A 17,439-nucleotide genomic window follows, 5' to 3' on the forward strand; every position below is an offset into this window, starting at 1 on the left:
CCCTCACGAGGCGATCCAGGGACTTCGAACATGCGTATGAATCTACCCGAACCGGACACCCCGGGTCAACCCCAAAATGGCACCTGACCAGCACAAACACCGACAGGGTTATCCACAACCACAAGCCTGTGGACGGCTCGACCAACGGCCCTGCGCCAGCCCCTCGACCATGCCGAGCTCGTCACGGGCAGAGACGGGCCCGCCCTACAGCGGCTTGCCTGCCTTCATCTCCGCGACGAGCGAGCGCACCACCGCATCCAGCTCGCCTGCGTTGCGCCGTGCGACGGCCCGCTGCCGCTGGTACGAGGCCCCGCGCCGCAGGATGACGCGCACCTGTTCGAGCTCCTCGGAGCACCCGAGCCGCTCCGCGACGGGTGCGAGGTCGCCGAGCCAGCGCGTGACGGAGTCCGTGACGAGCTCCTCGTCGCCCGCCGCGTCGGTGATGAGGATCGCGTCCATCCCGTACCGCGCGGAGCGCCACTTGTTCTCCTGCGCGAACCACGGCGGGATCGTCGGCAGCGTCTCGCCGCGGTCGAGCATCGTGGAGAAGTGCTCGACGAAGCAGTGCGTGAGCGCCGAGATCGCCGTGACCTCGAGCAGGTTCGCGGCGCCGTCGGCGATCCGCATCTCGAGCGTCCCGAACCGCGGCGAGGGCCGGATGTCCCAGCGGACCTCGTCGAACTGGTCGATCACGCCCGTGTGCATCATGTCGCCGACGTACTGCTCGAGCTGGCCCCACTCGTCGAACCCGAACGGCAGCCCCGCGGTGGGCAGCTGCTGGAACAGCAGCGCCCGGTTGGACGCGTACCCGGTGTCCTTGCCGGCCCAGAACGGCGACGACGCGGACAGCGACTGGATGTGCCCGAACACGGTGAGCATCGCTCGCGTCAGGGGCAGCACCTTCGCGCGGTCCTCGATCCCGACGTGCACGTGCACGCCGTAGATGAGCATCTGCCGACCCCACCACTGCGTCCGGTCGATGAGCGTCGCGTACCGCTGCTTGTCGCTGACCTTCTGCTTGGACCAGTGCGCGAACGGGTGCGTCCCGGAGCCCATGAGCTCGATCCGCAGCGGCTCGGCCGCCTCGCCGACCTCGTCGAGCGCGCGGCGCAGGTCCGCGCCGGCCTCGCCCACGGTCCGGCACTTGCCCGACGAGATCTCGATCGTGTTGCGCAGGAGCTCCTGCGTGATGTTGGGGTGGTCGGTGCCGTCGTCGGGACGCACGGCCGCCAGGACCGTGTCCGCGGCCTGCCGCAGGTCACCCGAGTCGGCGTCGACGAGCGCGATCTCCCACTCGATCCCGACGGTCGAGCGCTCGGACTGCGCGAAGGGCAGCGTGACGGGCGCGGCCATCAGACGGGCTCCACCACGAGCACGCGCTGCTGCCCGGCGATCCGCGTCAGGACGATCGTCCCCGTCGCGTCGCCGCTCAGGTCGAGCTGGCGGCGCAGCTGCTCCGGAACCACGGCGGTCCCCCTCTTCTTGATGGTGAGCTTCCCGACACCGCGCTCGCGCAGGTAGGAGCGCAGGCGCTTGAGCCCGAACGGCAGGTCGTCGAGCACGCGGTACGCGGTCGCCGTGGGGACGGGGTGCAGCTCGTCGGACGTCACGTAGGCGATCGTGGGGTCGACGAGCCCGCCGCGCACCTCGGCGGCGGTGCGGCCGACGAGGCCCGCACGGATCACCGCACCGTCCGGCTCGTACAGGTAGGCACCGAGCGGCCGCGCGTCGGGGTGGTCGGTCGACCCCGAGACGACGTGGCCCTGGCCGCCGACGAGCACGAGCGCCGAGCGGCCGGGCCCCTCGGGCGCGAGCGGCCCGAACCACAGCCCCGCCTCGACGACGTCCCCGTCGACCGAGACCCACTGCGTGTGCGCGTCGGCCGGCAGCGCCGCGTGCGGCACACCGGGCCCGAGCTTGAGCCCGAGCGCGGGGACCCTCGAGCGCAGCGCGAGCACCGCGTCGAGCGGGGGAGCGTACGCGGCGGGGTCGAACAGCCGCGCGCCCGACGAGGTGCGGCGCGCCGGGTCGGCGTAGATCCCGTCGACGCCGTCGAGGTCGGTGGCCAGCCCGTCCTCGTGTCGCACGGTGGCCTCGGGGAAGTGGCGGAGGTTGACGGTCGCGATCGCGGCCGTCATCTCGTCGACCTCGCAGGCCGTGACCCGCAGCCCGATCGCCGCGAGGGCCATGGAGTCGGCGCCGATCCCGCACGTGAGGTCTGCCACGTGCGCCAGCCCGGCGTCGCGGTACCGGCGCGCGTGGTGCGCGGCGACCTCGAGCCGGGTCGCCTGCTCGAGGCCCGCCTGCGTGAGCAGCATGCCGTCGGCGAAGTCGCCGAGCTTGTCGTGCGCGCGCGCCCGCAGCCGGGACTGCGTCAGGGCGGCCGCGACGAGCACGGGGTCGAGACCCTCGGCGCGCATCCGCTCGGACAGGGGCATGGCGAGCTTCTCGTCGTACGGCGGCAGCGCGGACAGCAGCGCCCACCCCTCGGGCGCGAGCAGCGCGGTCAGTCCGGCGGCGTCCACGCGCCGATCCTTGCACGCGGCCGCGCTCCGCGCGCTCGTCACCGGCCCGGCCCCGCTTCGTCGGCCCTCTGTCGTCTTCCCTGAGCGAACGGCTGGCACTCGGGTTGACCGAGTGCTAACGCGTTCCTAGAGTGAGGAACTGGCACTCGCCTCGTGCGGGTGCCAACGCGCCACAGGCCCCGGCACCCGCGACGACGGTGGCCCGACGGTGCGACACCCGAATCGCTGAACCACTCACACGCGAAGGGGAGGTCCGCTGTGTCGGTCTCCATCAAGCCCCTCGAGGACCGGATCGTCGTCAAGACGCTCGACGCCGAGACGACGACCGCCTCGGGCCTCGTCATCCCGGACAGCGCCAAGGAGAAGCCCCAGGAGGGCGAGGTCCTGGCCGTCGGTCCCGGCCGTGTCGACGACAACGGCAACCGGATCCCGCTCGACGTCGCCGTCGGCGACAAGGTGATCTACTCGAAGTACGGCGGCACCGAGGTCAAGTACGCCGGCGAGGAGTACCTGATCCTCTCGGCGCGCGACGTCCTCGCGATCGTCGTCAAGTGATCTGACGCTGGTATGACGCCCGGCCGAGCCGGGTACGACGAAGGCCCTCCGTCCCGCAGTGGACGGAGGGCCTCTCGTCTTCCTGGGCTCCTCGGTGCCGGGGGGTGGTACGGCTCAGACCGCCGAGCGGCGGGCCGACTGCCGGCTGAGGATGGCGGCGCGCTCGTCCTCGGAAAGCCCGCCCCACACGCCGTAGGGCTCGCGCACCTGGAGCGACTGCTCGCGGCACTCCTTGAGCACCGGGCAGGTCGCGCAGATCGCCTTGGCGGCCTCGGCGCGACGACGACGGGCCGAGCCCCGCTCGCCCTCCGGGTGGAAGAACAGGTCCTGGTCGGCGTCGCGGCACGCGCCGTCGAACTGCCACTCCCACAGGTCCATCACCGGTCCGGGCAGTCGCGAGATCTCGGCCATTGCTCCTCCTGGGGTGTTCCTGGGCTGTGCGTGAGCTGGTGTGCTCCGGCGGGTCGTGCGGTCGTCGGCCACGTTGCCCGACGGGTTCGCGAGCGATCGGTGCGGAGCGACGAGATGCACGCTACAACCGCGCCAAAGGTTGTTCAAGACCCGTTCGGACTTTGGTCCCGTGAATCGATTGTCGGCCTGTGCTGCAACGCTCGGATCGTGGCGTTCACGCCCGCGGCGAGCGCGACGCACCGTGGACGAGCGGGCCGATCGCGCCACGGGCTGGCAGAATCGCGCCATGGTCACGCACGCCGAGCGCCCGCCCGCGCCGGAGGCGGAGCGCACGATGAGCGACGGCGCCGCCGTCACGTCGGCCGAGCCGTCGCCGGACGAGGCGGGTCCGGCGCTCGCGGTCGCGGCGGTCGCCCGCCGCCTCGGCGTCGCACCGGCCACCCTGCGTACGTGGGACCGGCGCTACGGACTCGGACCCAGCGAGCACTCCGCGGGCTCGCACCGTCGGTACTCGCCCGCGGACGTCGAGCGCCTCGTCGTGATGCGCCGGCTCACGCTCGACGGCGTCGCGCCCGCCGACGCGGCCCGCGCGGCCATGTCGCCGACCGTGCCGTCGGTGACCGTCACGCCCGCTCCGGCGGACGTCTCGCCGTCGATGCTCGTGGACGCGGCTCTCGTCGACGACGCCGCCACGTGCGCCCGGCTGCTCGCTCTCGACCCGTCGACGTCGGTCGCCGACTGGTGGACCTCGAGGGTCGGGCCGGCGCTCGCGGACCTGCGTCGTCGGGTCGTGCTCGACCGGCCGGGCTCGGACGCGGTGCGCACGCTCGAGGGGGCCGCCGTCGACGCGCTGCGCGCCAACCGCGTGCCGCTCCCGCGCGGGGCCGGGGTCGTCCTCGTGCTCGTCCCGTCGGGCCAGGAGCGCCCGCTCGTCGCGCACGCGCTCGCAGCGGCGCTCGCGGCCGGCGGCGTGGACGCGCGCGTCGTCGGCGGCCCCGCGCGCGGTGCGCACACCGCCGAGCTCGTCACGATGACCCGCGCGCGTGCGGTCGTCACGATCTGCACCTCGGGCGCCCCGGATCTCGCGGTCGTCGAGCACCTCGCCGAGCAGCGACCCGACGTGCCCCAGTTCGTCATGGTGCCTGACGCGGCCGCGGCGGACCTGCCCCTCGGGCACGCGGTGCACCGTGCCCGCAGCTTCACCGGTCTGCTCCACGAGACGCTCGCGGTCGCGGCGGCGTGACAATCCGCCCATACGACCTGGGAACCGGCGCCGTCAAGCCCTCTTGACGATTTCTTTCGCGCGGGCGCTAACGTCGCCCTGCGGTCGGGCCGATACCCGGAAGAGGGCCGTCAGGCCTGTCTCGTCGACCGTCCCAGGAGGAGCACGTATGGCAGGCGTCGTGGTGTGCCACGGCTCGACCGTCGTCCGCGAGCGACTCGTCGTGACGTCCATCGGCGTGCCCACGCTCAGCCCGGTCCGCGCGGCTGCGAGCGTCGACGAGCTCATGGCGCACGCGCGCCGCATCCCGCCCACGATCGTGCTGCTCGACGCGCACATCGCGGCGCCCGGTGCCAGCGAGGCGATCCGCCGGCTGCGTGCCGTCGCCCCGGGTGCGGCGGTCGTGCTGCTCGCCTCTCCCGACGACTCCGCGGCACTCGACCGCGCGCTCGCGCTCGGTGCTCGCGGCTTCCTCGCTCCCGACGTCGGCCGTCCCGAGCTGTCCGCGGTCGCCGCGCACGTGCTCGCGAGCCCCGTGCTCCCGACCGGTCCGCGCCCCGTGCACGAGGTCCCGCAGCCTGCCCCGCCGCCGCTCGGCGACTCCACGCAGGAGGCGCTCGACGCTCCGGTCGTGCTGACCAAGCGCGAGATCGAGGTGCTCGTCGGGATGAGCAACGGGCGCTCGAACGCGCAGATCGGGCAGGAGCTGTTCCTGTCCGAGGACACCGTCAAGACGCACGCTCGCAGGCTGTTCCGCAAGCTCGGCGCGAACGACCGTGCGCAGGCGGTCGCGATCGGGCTGCGCGGCGGTCTCATCCGCTGACTCGCGGGCCTTCGGGCCCTCCGCGGGGACGTATCCTGGGCCGATGACGGACCACGACCCGTTCGCCCGCACCGGACTGACCTACGACGACGTCCTCCTGCTGCCGGGGGAGACCGACGTCATCCCGAGCGAGGTCGACACGACCTCTCGGCTGACGCGCGAGATCTCGGTGCGCGTGCCGCTGCTGTCCGCGGCGATGGACACCGTCACCGAGTCGCGCATGGCGATCGCGATGGCCCGCCAGGGCGGCATCGGCATCCTGCACCGCAACCTGTCGATCGCCGACCAGGCGCACCAGGTGGACCGCGTCAAGCGCTCCGAGTCCGGCATGGTGACGGACCCCGTGACGGTCTCGCCCGACGCGACGCTCGCCGAGCTCGACGCGCTGTGCGGCACCTACCGCGTCTCCGGCCTGCCCGTGGTCGACGAGCAGCGTCGCCTCCTGGGGATCATCACCAACCGTGACCTGCGCTTCGTGCCGGGCGACGATTTCGCCACGCGCCGCGTGCGCGAGGTCATGACGCCGATGCCGCTGGTCACCGCGCCCGTCGGCATCGCTCGTGACGACGCCGCCGCGCTGCTCGCCAAGCACAAGATCGAGAAGCTGCCGCTCGTCGACGAGGCAGGCGTCCTGCAGGGCCTCATCACCGTCAAGGACTTCGTGAAGTCGGAGCAGTACCCGCTCGCGACGAAGGACGCCGAGGGGCGCCTCGTCGTCGGTGCGGCCATCGGGTTCTTCGGGGACGCGTGGGAGCGCGCGACCGCACTCGTCGAGGCGGGCGTCGACGCCGTCGTCGTGGACACCGCGAACGGCCACGCGCGGCTCATGCTCGAGATGGTCACGCGGCTCAAGACCGACCCGGGCACGCGGCACGTGCAGGTCATCGGCGGCAACGTCGCGACGCGTGAGGGTGCGCAGGCGCTCGTCGACGCGGGCGCCGACGCGGTGAAGGTCGGCGTCGGGCCCGGCTCGATCTGCACGACGCGCGTCGTCGCGGGGGTCGGCGTGCCGCAGGTGACCGCGATCTACGACGCGTCGCTCGCGTGCAAGCCCGCCGGCGTCCCGGTCATCGGCGACGGCGGCCTGCAGTACTCGGGCGACATCGCCAAGGCGCTCGTCGCCGGTGCGGACACCGTCATGCTCGGCTCGCTGCTCGCGGGCTGCGACGAGTCGCCCGGCGACCTCGTGTTCGTCAACGGCAAGCAGTACAAGCACTACCGCGGCATGGGCTCGCTCGGCGCGATGGCGTCACGGGGGCGCGTCTCGTACTCGAAGGACCGCTACTTCCAGGCCGACGTGTCCTCCGACGAGAAGATCGTCCCCGAGGGCATCGAGGGGCAGGTCCCGTACCGCGGTCCGCTCGGCGCGGTCGCGCACCAGCTGGTCGGCGGTCTGCACCAGTCGATGTTCTACGTCGGCGCGCACACCATCCCCGAGCTGCAGACCAAGGGGAAGTTCATCCGGATCACCCCCGCGGGCCTCAAGGAGTCCCACCCGCACGACATCCAGATGACGGTCGAGGCGCCGAACTACTCGAGGTAGCCGGCCCGAAGCGGCTACCAGAGCGTCCCGACGGGTTCGCGTGCCGGCCAGTACGCGTGCGCACCAGGCCCGTCGAGCCCCTGCTCGGCGCGCCACGCGTTGAACCCCTCGGCCCACGCGCGGTGCGCCGTCTCCTGGTAGGCGTGCAGCTCGTCGAGGTCGAGCGCCGCGACCTCGGGGAACCGGTCGACGATGCGCTCGAGGACGTCGAGCGTCGCGACGACGTCCACGTCCGCGCTGTGCAGCGAGCCGTGCTCCTGCACCTCGTAGTGCGCGCACAGGTCGACGAGCTTGCGCTTGCCCTTGCGGTAGCGGTCCGCGGCGCGGTCGAGCACCAGCGGGTCGATCACGGGCCGGGGGTCGCAGCACAGGCGGTCCGGGAGCGTGGGCAGGCGGTGGCGGCGCAGCTCGGCGTCCAGCAGGCACAGGTCGAACGCGGCGTTGTACGCGACCACGGGCACGCCGCCGCGCAGCGCCTCGGCCAACAGGGTCGCGATCTCGTCGAGCGCGTCCCGCGGAGCCGCACCGAACTCGCGCGCGTGCTCGGTGCTGATGCCGTGGATCTCGGACGCACCCTGCGGGATCTCGACGCCCGGGTCGATCAGCCACGTGCGCACGTGCGTGCCCGAGGCGTCGCGGCGCACGAGGGCCGCGGTGACGATGCGGTCGTGGTCGACGTCGACGCCCGTCGTCTCGGTGTCGAACCCGAGCAGCGGCCCCGCCGTCCACGTCATGCCGTCGTCACCTCCCGTCTCGTCCTTCTTCGTCCGGTCGTCGTCCGGTCGTCGTCCCGTCGTCGTCCGGCCGCCGTCAGCATCGCACCGTCCACCGACACGACCCCGCAGGCGGCGCCGCGTGGCGCGGACCCGCGGACCGGTGCGGGGCTCGAGCACCGGCCCCGGTAGCCTGGGCGGGTGAGCAACGAGATCGAGATCGGCCGCGGAAAGCGCGGTCGCCGCGCGTACTCCTTCGACGACGTCGCCGTGGTGCCCTCGCGCCGCACGCGCGACCCGCAGGAGGTCTCGGTCGGCTGGCAGATCGACGCGTACCACTTCGACCTCCCGGTCGTCGCGGCCCCCATGGACTCGGTGATGAGCCCGCAGACCGCGGTCGCGCTCGGGCGGCACGGCGGCCTCGGCGTGCTCGACCTCGAGGGCCTGTGGACCCGCTACGACGACCCGAGCTCGCTGCTCGAGGAGATCGCGACGCTGGACCCCGCACGTGCCACCGCGCGCATGCAGGAGATCTACGCGGCACCCATCCGCCCTGAGCTCATCGCCGAGCGGCTGCGCCAGGTGCGCGAGGCGGGCGTCACGGTCGCGGGCGCGCTCTCGCCCCAGCGCACGCAGGAGCACTGGCGCACGGTCGTCGACGCCGGTGTCGACCTCTTCGTCATCCGCGGCACCACGGTGTCCGCCGAGCACGTCTCCGGGCGCGCGGAGCCCCTCAACCTCAAGCGGTTCATCTACGAGCTCGACGTGCCCGTCATCGTCGGTGGCGCGTCGACGTACACCGCGGCCCTGCACCTCATGCGCACGGGCGCGGCGGGCGTGCTCGTCGGGTTCGGCGGGGGAGCGGCGCACACGACGCGCACCTCGCTCGGCATCCACGCGCCGATGGCGACCGCCGTCGCCGACGTGGCCGCCGCGCGGCGCGACTACCTCGACGAGTCGGGCGGCCGCTACGTGCACGTCATCGCGGACGGTGGCGTGGGCCGCTCGGGCGATCTCGTGAAGGCCGTCGCGTGCGGGGCCGACGCCGTGATGCTGGGCGCAGCGCTCGCGCGGTCGACCGAGGCGCCGGGGCGCGGGTTCCACTGGGGCCCCGAGGCGCACCACTCGCACCTGCCGCGCGGCGAGCGCGTCGAGGTCGGCACCGCGGGCACGCTCGAGCAGATCCTGTTCGGCCCCGGTCACACCGCGGACGGCACGCTCAACCTCGTCGGCGCGCTCAAGAGGGCGATGGCGACGACGGGCTACTCGGACCTCAAGGAGTTCCAGCGCGTCGAGGTCGTCGTCTCGCCGTACCAGCCGCACTGACCGGCCGCACGGACCAGCCGCACCGATCCAGCCGCACCGATCCAGCCGGACCGACGACCCGCCGGGCTGTCCGGACCCGTCAGATGAGGGCGTCCGACGGCACCGGGCGCTGAGGTGCGGCGCCCTCGCCGTCGTCGCGCCGCACGGCACCCGAGTGGTGCCGCCCCACGGGCAGCACGAGCGGCGTCCCGGACACGTCGTCGAGCACCACGCGGGACGTCATCCCGAACACGTCGGCGACCATCTGCTCGGTCACGACGTCGGCCGGCGTGCCCTGCGCGTAGAGCCGGCCCTCGCGCACCGCGACCAGGTGGTCGGCGTAGCGCGCCGCGAGGTTCAGGTCGTGCAGCACCATCACCACGGTCGTGCCGCGGTCGCGGTTGAGGTCGGTGAGCAGGTCGAGCACCTCGACCTGGTGCGCGACGTCGAGGAACGTCGTCGGCTCGTCGAGCAGCAGCACGTCGGTCTCCTGCGCGAGCGCCATCGCGATCCACACGCGCTGGCGCTGGCCGCCGGACAGCTCGTCGATGGGCCGGTCGGCGAGGGCGAGCGTGTCGGTGGCGCGCAGCGCGTCCTCGACGGCCGCGTCGTCCTGAGCGGTCCAACGGCGGAACCAGCCCTGGTGCGGGTAGCGGCCGCGGCCGACGAGGTCGGCGACCGCGATGCCCTCGGGGCTCACGGGCGTCTGCGGGAGGAGCCCGAGGATGCCGGCCACGTCGCGCGTGGGGATCTCGTCGATGGGCCGGCCGTCGAGCAGCACCCGCCCGCTCGTCGTGCGCAGCAGGCGGGCCATCGCGCGCAGGAGCGTGGACTTGCCGCACGCGTTCGCGCCGACGATCGTCGTGATCCGCCCCTGGGGGACCTCGAGCGTCATGTCGTGCACGACGACGCGGTCGTCGTACCCGATGGTCGCGGCGTCGACGGCGAGCGTGTGGGTGCTGCGGGGGGAGGGGGTGGTCACAGCGATGCTCCCGAGCGGTTGGCCCTGGCGAGGAGCCAGAGCAGGTAGGGGGCGCCGAGGACGCCGGTGACGACGCCCACGGGGAACCGGGTGCCGAGCAGGTGCTGACCCGCGAAGTCGCCGACGACGACGAGCAGCGCGCCGACGAGCGCGGACGGCCACAGCAGCGGCCCGGAGCCCCGCACGAGGCGGTGGGCGATCGGCCCGGACAGGAACGCGACGAAGGCGATCGGGCCCGCCGCTGCGGTGCCGACCGACACGAGCGCGACGGCGACGACGAGAAGCTGCAGACGTGTCCGGTCGGCGGGGACGCCGAGCGCGGTCGACGCGTCGTCGCCCAGCTGCAGCGCGGTGAGCCGGCGCGCCAGCAGCCATGCGCACGGGACCAGGACGACCATCGCGGCGGCGAGCGGCCCGACGACCGGCCAGAAGGCCGAGTTGAGGCTCCCCGTGAGCCAGCGCAGCGCCTCGTTGACCTGGTAGACCTCGCTGCGCGTGAGCGCGTACGAGACGACCGAGTCGAGCATCGCGCCCACCGCGATGCCGATGAGGATGAGCCGGGTCCCGTGCACGCCGCCGCGCCACGACAGCGCGTAGATCGCGAGCGCGACCCCGATGCCCGCGACGACGGCCACGCCGGAGAGCACGAGGCCCGACAGGCCGAACGCCGTGATCGACAGGACCGCGGCGGCGGACGCGCCCGCGCTGATCCCGATGATGTCGGGGCTCGCGAGCGCGTTGCGCAGCATCGTCTGGAACACGACGCCACCCATGCCGAACGCGATGCCGACGAGCACGCCCGCGACCACGCGCGGCAGCCGGAGCTGGCCGACCGTGTACGACGCGCCCTGCACGTGCTGCCCGAGGACGACGCGCACCACGTCGGCGATCGAGTAGGAGCGCTCGCCGACGCACAGGGTCACGACGACGGCCGCGAGCAGGACGACCGCGAGCACCGCGACGACGAGACGCCAGCGCCGGACCCGCGAGCGGCGGCCGGCCGCGACCACGGCCCCCGGGCGGGCCGCGGCGGCCGGGCGGTCGAGCACCGCGCTCACAGCTCACGCACCTTCTGCCGACGGATGATCCAGATGAACACGGGCGCGCCGAGGACGGCGGTCATGACGCCGACCTCGAGCTCCTGCGGGCGTGCGACGACGCGTCCCACGACGTCGGCGCCCAGCAGCAGGGCCGCGCCGAACGCCGCGGAGTACGGGAGCAGCCAGCGGTGGGACGGGCCGGTGAACGTGCGTGCGAGGTGCGGCATGACGAGCCCGACGAACGCGATGGGCCCGGCGACCGCGACGGCGGTCCCCGCGAGCAGCACGGCGGCGAGCCCGCCGAGCGCGCGGATCGTGCCCGTGCGCTGGCCGAGCCCGATCGCCAGGTCGTCCCCGAGCGCGAGCGCGTCGAGACCGCGCGCGGACGCGAACGCGAGGACCGCCCCGACCAGCAGGAACGGCGCGACCTCGACGATCTGCGCGGTGTCGGCCCGGCCGAGCGAGCCCACCTGCCAGAACCGGAACGTCTCGAGCACGTCGATGCGCGTGAGCAGCACCATCGAGATGAGCGACATGAGCGCGGCGGTGACCGCCGCCCCGGCGAGCGCGATCTTCAGGGGGGTCGCCCCCTCGCGGCCGGTCGAGCCGATCGCGTACACGAGCGCCGCGGTCGCGGCCGCGCCGAGGAACGCGAGCCAGACGTACTGGTCGATCGACGTCAGCCCGAACCAGGCGATGCCGACGACCACGAACAGCGACGCGCCCGAGCTGATCCCGAGGATGCCCGGGTCGGCCAGCGGGTTGCGGGTCAGCCCCTGCATGAGGGTCCCCGCCATGCCGAGCGCCGCTCCGACGAGCAGCCCGACGACCGTGCGCGGGATGCGCGCGTGCACGGCGACCTGGGACATGTTCGTGGGGTCGGGGTGCAGCAGGCCCGCGACGACGTCGCCGAACGACACCACGCGTGAGCCGAACGCGAACGACGCGAGGACCATGACCAGCAGCGCGGCGGCGCACACGACCAGGCCGACGACGCGTCGACGGCGCAGCGACGCCGACCGCCCCCGTGCGGGGGCGGCCGGCGTCGGTGTGGCGGTGAGCGTCACCCGAGGGTCACTGGACCTTCTTGGCGGCGGCCTCGAAGAGGTCGGTGTAGTCGTCGATGCCCCACGGGATCGACAGCACGGTCGGCCCGGAGGTCGACGCGGCGAGCGAGGAGTTGTCCGGCACGACGACGACCGAGCCGCGCGCGACGGCGGGGATCTTCGACAGCAGCGGGTCCTTCTGCAGCCACGCGAGCGTGCTGTCGTCGCCGTAGGTGACGAGGATGTCGGCGTCGGCGAGCTTGTCGGCGTTCTCCGCGCTCAGCTGGCCCGCGAACTTCTTGTCGCTCGACAGCGCGGTCACCGAGGGGGCGAGCTTCAGGCCCAGGTCCTCGACGTACTCGACGCGCGCGTCGTCCTGCGTGTAGACCCAGAACTTGCTCTTGTCGGCCTTGTCGATCCACGTGTAGGCGAACGTCTTCCCGGCGATGTCCGGGTGCGCCGCGACGGCGTCCGCGATGACCTTGTCGACCTCGTCGACCTTCGCCTGCGCCTGCGTCTTGAGGCCGATGGCCTCGCCGTCGAGCAGCGCGGTCTCGCGCCACGTCGTGGCCCACGCGACGCGGGGGAACGACACGGTCGGCGCGATGGCCGAGAGCTGTGTCCAGTCGTCCTTCGACAGGCCCGAGTAGGCGGCGAGGACCACGTCGGGCTGGGTGTCGTTGACGCCCTCGAAGTCGATGCCTGCCGTCTCGTCGAACAGCTTGGGCAGCTTGTCGCCGGTCGCGCCGAGCTTGCTGAGGGCGTCGAACGTCCAGGGCAGCACGCCGTCGCCGTTGTCGTCGCCGTACGCCTGCTTGGCGAACCCGACGGGCACGACACCGAGCGAGATCGGCACGTCCTGGTTGGCCCACGCGACGGTCGCGACGCGCTCGGGCTTCGCGGGGACCGTGGTGTCGCCGAAGGTGTTCTTCAGCGTGACCGGGAACGCCTGGGCGGTCGCCGCGGTCTCGCCGGCCGAGGGTGTGGTCGCACCGGCCGTCGCGCCCGAGTCGTCGGAACCGCCCGACGAGCAGGCGGTCAGGGCGAGCGCCGCGACGGCGGCGAGGGCGGCGAACCGGGCGGGGCGCGGCAGGGCGGGGCGCATCGGAGTCCTCTGGGGTCGACTGTTAGGCGAGGCTCACCTTATGCGTGCGCACGGCACGTTCCAAGCGGACCTAGGTCACAGCCCGATCCAACATTTGCTTGCGCCCGTTTCTGCCCGGGTGTGTTGACAGGCGCCCGCGAAGCGGAGCACGATGTCGAACCGAGGCGGATGGATCACCCGATCCGGTCCACGAGACGACGGAGCGCACGTGTACGCACAGGAGCGGCACCAGAAGATCCTCGCGGCGGCGCGCGCCGACGGGCGCGTCGACGTCGCCGGCCTCGCCGCCTCGCTCGACGTCACCCCCGAGACGATCCGCCGCGACCTCACGGTCCTCGAGCGCCACGGGCTGGTGCGCCGGGTGCACGGCGGTGCGATCCCCGTCGAGCGGCTCGGGTTCGAGCCCGGGCTCGCGGACCGCGAGCGCATGCTCGCGGGCGAGAAGGACCGGATCGCACGGGCAGCGCTCGAAGAGCTCCCCGACGGCGGCGCCGTGATCCTCGACGCGGGCACGACCACCGTCCGCCTCGCGGAGATGCTCCCGCAGGACCGGGAGATCATCGTCGTCACCCACGCGCTCCCCGTCGCGACGGTGCTCGCCTCGCGGCCCAACGTCACGCTGCACCTCGTGGGCGGCACGATCCGCGGCCGCACGCTGGCGGGCGTCGGCGACTGGGCCGTGCGGGCGCTCGCGGACGTGCGGGTCGACGTCACGTTCCTCGGCACCAACGGGCTCACGGTCGAGAACGGCCTCACGACTCCCGACCTCGCCGAGGCCGCGGTCAAGCGCGCCCTCGTCGCCGCCGGGCGCCGCACCGTCGTGCTCGCCGACCACAGCAAGGTCGGCCGCTCGGACCTGGCCATCGTCGCGCCGCTCGGCGTCGTCGACACGCTCATCACGGACACCGGCCTCGACAACGAGACCACCGAGGAGATCGAGTCCGCAGGGCCGCGCGTCGTGCGCGCCTGACGGCACCGCCCTCACCACCCAGGTCGTGCCGACGGCGGCGCGACGAGCGAAGGAGAACGATGAAGGTCTTCCGCTTCTACGCCCCCGGCGACGTGCGGCTCGAGGACGCCCCCGAGCCGACGGCCGGACCCGGTGAGGTCAAGCTGCGCGTCCGTGCGTGCTCCATGTGCGGCACCGACGTCAAGATCTCGCAGGCGGGCCACCTGCGCATCCGGCCGCCGCGCGTCATGGGCCACGAGATCGCCGGCGAGGTCGTCGAGGTCGGCGCGGGTGTCGAGGGCTGGAGCGCAGGCGACCGCGTGCAGGTCATCGCCGCGATCCCGTGCGGCCGGTGCGAGTACTGCACCGCCGGCCTGATGACGATCTGCCCGAACCAGGTGTCGATGGGCTACGACTTCGACGGGGGCTTCGCGCCCTACACCGTCGTCCCGGCCGAGGTCCTGGCCGTGGACGGCCTCAACCGCATCCCCGAGAACGTCTCCTACGCGGAGGCGTCCGTCGCGGAGCCGTTCGCGTGCGCGATCAACGCGCAGGAGCTCATCGACGTGCACGACGGCGACGTCGTCGTGGTCGTCGGCTCCGGCCCCATCGGGTGCCTGCACGTGCGGCTCGCGCGTGCCCGGGGCGCCGCCCAGGTGTACCTCGTCGAGCTCAGCCGCGAGCGTCTCGACCTCGCCGCCGCCGTCGTGCAGCCGGACGCCGCGATCTGCTCGGCGGAGACCGACCCGGTCGAGGCGGTGCGCGAGCTCACCGGGGGCAAGGGCGCGAGCGTCGTCATCACCGCAGCCGCGTCCGGTGCCGCCCAGGAGCAGGCGCTGCAGATGCTCGCCCCGCGCGGCAGGTTCTCGCTGTTCGGCGGCCTCCCCAAGGACCGGCCGACGATCACCCTGGACTCGAACGTCGTGCACTACAAGGAGCTCATGCTCATGGGTGCCAACGGATCGAGCCCGCAGCACAACAAGCAGGCGCTCGCGCTGATCGCCGACGGGAGCGTGCCCGTCGCCGATCTCATCACGCACCGCCTGCCGCTGGACCAGGTGGCCGAGGGCATCGAGGTCGTGCGCTCGGGCGCCGGCATCAAGGTCACCATCGAGCCCTGAGGGGCGCACGCGTTACCTGGCAGATCAACGACGATCACCAAGAGTGGAGTGTGAGCCGCACATGGCCACAGCAGCAGTCGCACCGACCGCGACGCGCGGCAAGACCGCGCAGGTCCGCCTCCAGAGGTTCGGGGCGTTCCTGACGGGCATGATCATGCCCAACCTCCCCGCATTCCTCGCGTGGGGGCTCATCACCGCGCTGTTCATCGCGGTGGGCTGGTTCCCCAACGGCATCCTCGGCGGGTTCGGCAACGCGGACGCGGCCGGCGCCTGGCAGGGTGCCGCGACGCAGCTCGTCCAGGCCGACGACGGGACGACGTTCCACCAGTACCTCGGCCTCGTCGGCCCGATGGTCACGTTCCTGCTTCCCCTGCTGATCGCGAACTCCGGCGGACGCATGGTCTACGGCGAGCGCGGCGGGGTGGTCGCGACGATCGCGACCGTCGGCGTCATCGTCGGCTCGACCGTGCCGATGTTCCTCGGCGCGATGATCGTCGGCCCGCTGGCCGCATGGGTCATGAAGCAGGTCGACAGCATCTGGGACGGCAAGATCAGGCCCGGCTTCGAGATGCTCGTCAACATGTTCTCGGCGGCGATCGTCGGGGGAGCGCTGTCGATCGGGGCGTTCTTCGGCATCGCCCCGATCGTGACGCACATCAGCGCGTGGCTCGGCGACATCGTGAGCTGGCTGTCGGACAACCACCTGCTGCCCGCGATGAGCATCATCGTGGAGCCGGCCAAGGTGCTGTTCCTCAACAACGCGATCGGCAACGGCGTGCTCGTGCCGCTCGGCGCACAGCAGGTCACCGAGCAGGGCAAGTCGCTCCTGTTCCTCGTCGAGGCCAACCCCGGGCCGGGCCTGGGCATCCTGCTCGCCTACACGCTGCTCGGCGTCGGCGCAGCGCGCTCGACCGCACCGGGCGCGATCATCGTGCAGTTCTTCGGTGGCATCCACGAGGTGTACTTCCCGTTCGTGCTCATGAAGCCGGCGCTCATCGTGGCCGCCATCGCCGGTGGCGCCACGGGCATCGCGACGAACGTCGTGTTCGGCTCGGGGCTCGTCGGTCCCGCGGCACCCGGCTCGATCTTCGCGGTGTACGCGCAGACCGCCAAGGGCAGCTGGCTCGGCGTGACGCTGTCGGTGTTCCTCGCCGCGCTCGTGTCGTTCCTCGTCTCGGCGGTCATCCTGCGGGCCACCCGCAAGCGGGACCTCGCCGCGGGTCAGAGCGGCGACCTCGAGGCGGCGATCGCTGCGACCGAGGCGAACAAGGGCAGGTCCTCGGCGGCGCTGTCGGCGCTGCGTGCCGAGGAGGCGCAGGCGGCCGGCGGGCACGCGGCGCCGATCCGCTCGATCGTGTTCGCGTGCGACGCGGGCATGGGCTCGAGCGCGATGGGCGCGAGCGTGCTGCGCGACAAGCTCCGCAAGGCCGGGGTCGAGGGCGTCACGGTCGTCAACAAGGCCGTCGCGAACCTCGAGGACGACGCGGACCTCGTGATCAGCCAGCGCGAGCTCACGGACCGAGCACGGCTGCGGGCACCGGGGTCGCGTCACGTCTCCGTCGACAACTTCATGAACAGCCCGGTGTACGACGAGGTCGTCGCGCAGGCCAAGGCGTCGCAGGCGGCCGACGGCGTCGGTCAGGGGGCGTCATGACGGAGATCCTGTCGCGCGACCTCGTCGTGCCCCACGGCCGGGCGACGACGCGCGAGGAGGCCATCGACGAGGCCGGTGCGCTGCTCGTCGGCGCGGGTGCGGTCACGGACGCGTACGTCTCGGCGATGCACGCACGCGAGCGCTCGGTGTCGACCTACATGGGCAACGACCTCGCGATCCCGCACGGCACCAACGAGGCGAAGGACGAGATCGTCCGCTCGGCCGTGTGCCTCGTCAGGTACGACGCGCCGATCGACTGGGGCGGCAACCCGGTGCGCGTCGTCGTCGGGATCGCGGGCGTCGGCGACGAGCACCTCGGGATCCTCGGCAAGATCGCCGTGGTGTTCGCCGACCAGGACGAGGCACGGCGCGTGCTCGACGCCGGGACGCAGGACGAGCTGCTCGACGTCCTGCAGGCGGTCAACACCGACTGAGCCGAACCCAC

The 17,439-nt window shown here is 72.8% G+C and carries 17 protein-coding genes; 9 read left to right on the forward strand and 8 right to left on the reverse strand.

What is annotated here, in order from left to right:
- Window positions 1-204: 204 nt before the first annotated feature.
- On the reverse strand, window positions 205-1,353 hold the full coding sequence (locus AW16_RS0108395) for a glutamate--cysteine ligase (RefSeq protein WP_029289615.1): 1,149 nt from the start codon (window positions 1,351-1,353) through the stop codon (window positions 205-207).
- Complete coding sequence (locus AW16_RS0108400; RefSeq protein ID WP_029289617.1) at window positions 1,353-2,525, reverse strand: class I SAM-dependent methyltransferase; 1,173 nt, start codon at window positions 2,523-2,525, stop codon at window positions 1,353-1,355. Before AW16_RS0108400 ends, AW16_RS0108395 begins: the two co-directional genes overlap by 1 nt.
- Window positions 2,526-2,783: 258 nt before the next feature.
- Here AW16_RS0108400 and groES point away from each other — a divergent pair, with 258 nt between their 5' ends.
- Window positions 2,784-3,080 carry a co-chaperone GroES gene (groES, locus tag AW16_RS0108405; RefSeq protein WP_029289619.1) on the forward strand — a complete coding sequence of 99 codons (297 nt, stop codon included), beginning with the start codon at window positions 2,784-2,786 and terminating at the stop codon, window positions 3,078-3,080.
- A 114-nt stretch (window positions 3,081-3,194) separates the two neighbouring features.
- Here the strand turns inward: groES and AW16_RS0108410 are convergent, their stop codons facing one another.
- Entirely contained in the window at window positions 3,195-3,491 is a 297-nt protein-coding gene (locus AW16_RS0108410) for a WhiB family transcriptional regulator (protein WP_029289621.1), read from the reverse strand.
- Window positions 3,492-3,777: 286 nt separating this feature from the next.
- Here AW16_RS0108410 and AW16_RS0108415 point away from each other — a divergent pair, with 286 nt between their 5' ends.
- The 3 genes from AW16_RS0108415 to guaB all read left to right on the forward strand — a co-directional run bounded on the left by AW16_RS0108415 (window position 3,778) and on the right by guaB (window position 7,079).
- The gene (locus AW16_RS0108415) at window positions 3,778-4,734 is read left to right on the forward strand and encodes a MerR family transcriptional regulator (RefSeq protein ID WP_231495982.1); all 957 of its coding nucleotides are present in this window, start codon (window positions 3,778-3,780) and stop codon (window positions 4,732-4,734) included.
- 148 nt (window positions 4,735-4,882) lie between these two features.
- Window positions 4,883-5,536 (forward strand): response regulator transcription factor, encoded by a 654-nt coding sequence (locus AW16_RS0108420; RefSeq protein ID WP_029289625.1) that lies wholly within the window; start codon window positions 4,883-4,885, stop codon window positions 5,534-5,536.
- A gap of 43 nt (window positions 5,537-5,579) precedes the next feature.
- The gene (gene guaB / locus AW16_RS0108425; protein ID WP_029289627.1) at window positions 5,580-7,079 is read left to right on the forward strand and encodes an IMP dehydrogenase; all 1,500 of its coding nucleotides are present in this window, start codon (window positions 5,580-5,582) and stop codon (window positions 7,077-7,079) included.
- Window positions 7,080-7,093: 14 nt separating this feature from the next.
- Here guaB and AW16_RS0108430 read toward each other — a convergent pair whose 3' ends face one another.
- Window positions 7,094-7,813, reverse strand: coding sequence for an exonuclease domain-containing protein (locus AW16_RS0108430; protein ID WP_029289629.1), 720 nt, complete (start codon window positions 7,811-7,813; stop codon window positions 7,094-7,096).
- Window positions 7,814-7,993: 180 nt separating this feature from the next.
- Between AW16_RS0108430 and AW16_RS0108435 the strand changes: the two genes are divergently transcribed.
- Window positions 7,994-9,118 (forward strand): GuaB3 family IMP dehydrogenase-related protein, encoded by a 1,125-nt coding sequence (locus tag AW16_RS0108435; RefSeq protein ID WP_029289631.1) that lies wholly within the window; start codon window positions 7,994-7,996, stop codon window positions 9,116-9,118.
- Window positions 9,119-9,197: 79 nt separating this feature from the next.
- On the opposite strand, the gene AW16_RS0108440 is transcribed toward AW16_RS0108435, so the two are convergent.
- From AW16_RS0108440 to AW16_RS0108455, 4 genes are all read right to left on the reverse strand, one after another.
- Complete coding sequence (locus AW16_RS0108440; RefSeq protein WP_081861549.1) at window positions 9,198-9,992, reverse strand: ABC transporter ATP-binding protein; 795 nt, start codon at window positions 9,990-9,992, stop codon at window positions 9,198-9,200.
- An 83-nt stretch (window positions 9,993-10,075) separates the two neighbouring features.
- Complete coding sequence (locus tag AW16_RS0108445; RefSeq protein WP_029289635.1) at window positions 10,076-11,137, reverse strand: iron chelate uptake ABC transporter family permease subunit; 1,062 nt, start codon at window positions 11,135-11,137, stop codon at window positions 10,076-10,078.
- A complete protein-coding gene (locus AW16_RS0108450) occupies window positions 11,134-12,186 on the reverse strand; it encodes an iron ABC transporter permease (protein ID WP_029289637.1) in 1,053 nt (350 codons plus the stop codon). Before AW16_RS0108450 ends, AW16_RS0108445 begins: the two co-directional genes overlap by 4 nt.
- A 7-nt stretch (window positions 12,187-12,193) precedes the next feature.
- Entirely contained in the window at window positions 12,194-13,270 is a 1,077-nt protein-coding gene (locus AW16_RS0108455) for an iron-siderophore ABC transporter substrate-binding protein (protein WP_029289639.1), read from the reverse strand.
- 208 nt (window positions 13,271-13,478) lie between these two features.
- Between AW16_RS0108455 and AW16_RS0108460 the strand changes: the two genes are divergently transcribed.
- The 4 genes from AW16_RS0108460 to AW16_RS0108475 all read left to right on the forward strand — a co-directional run bounded on the left by AW16_RS0108460 (window position 13,479) and on the right by AW16_RS0108475 (window position 17,428).
- Window positions 13,479-14,240, forward strand: a complete 762-nt coding sequence (locus AW16_RS0108460) for a DeoR/GlpR family DNA-binding transcription regulator (RefSeq protein WP_029289641.1) — start codon at window positions 13,479-13,481, stop codon at window positions 14,238-14,240.
- A 59-nt stretch (window positions 14,241-14,299) separates the two neighbouring features.
- Complete coding sequence (locus AW16_RS0108465) at window positions 14,300-15,340, forward strand: zinc-dependent dehydrogenase (RefSeq protein WP_029289643.1); 1,041 nt, start codon at window positions 14,300-14,302, stop codon at window positions 15,338-15,340.
- Window positions 15,341-15,401: 61 nt separating this feature from the next.
- Window positions 15,402-16,994: a PTS mannitol transporter subunit IICB gene (locus AW16_RS0108470; protein WP_029289645.1), complete on the forward strand. Its 1,593-nt coding sequence runs from the start codon at window positions 15,402-15,404 to the stop codon at window positions 16,992-16,994.
- Complete coding sequence (locus tag AW16_RS0108475) at window positions 16,991-17,428, forward strand: PTS sugar transporter subunit IIA (RefSeq protein ID WP_029289647.1); 438 nt, start codon at window positions 16,991-16,993, stop codon at window positions 17,426-17,428. The genes AW16_RS0108470 and AW16_RS0108475 overlap by 4 nt, the downstream gene beginning before the upstream one ends.
- Window positions 17,429-17,439 lie beyond the last annotated feature (11 nt).

This window comes from Cellulomonas sp. HZM, assembly GCF_000708885.1.
Classification (GTDB): domain Bacteria; phylum Actinomycetota; class Actinomycetes; order Actinomycetales; family Cellulomonadaceae; genus Cellulomonas.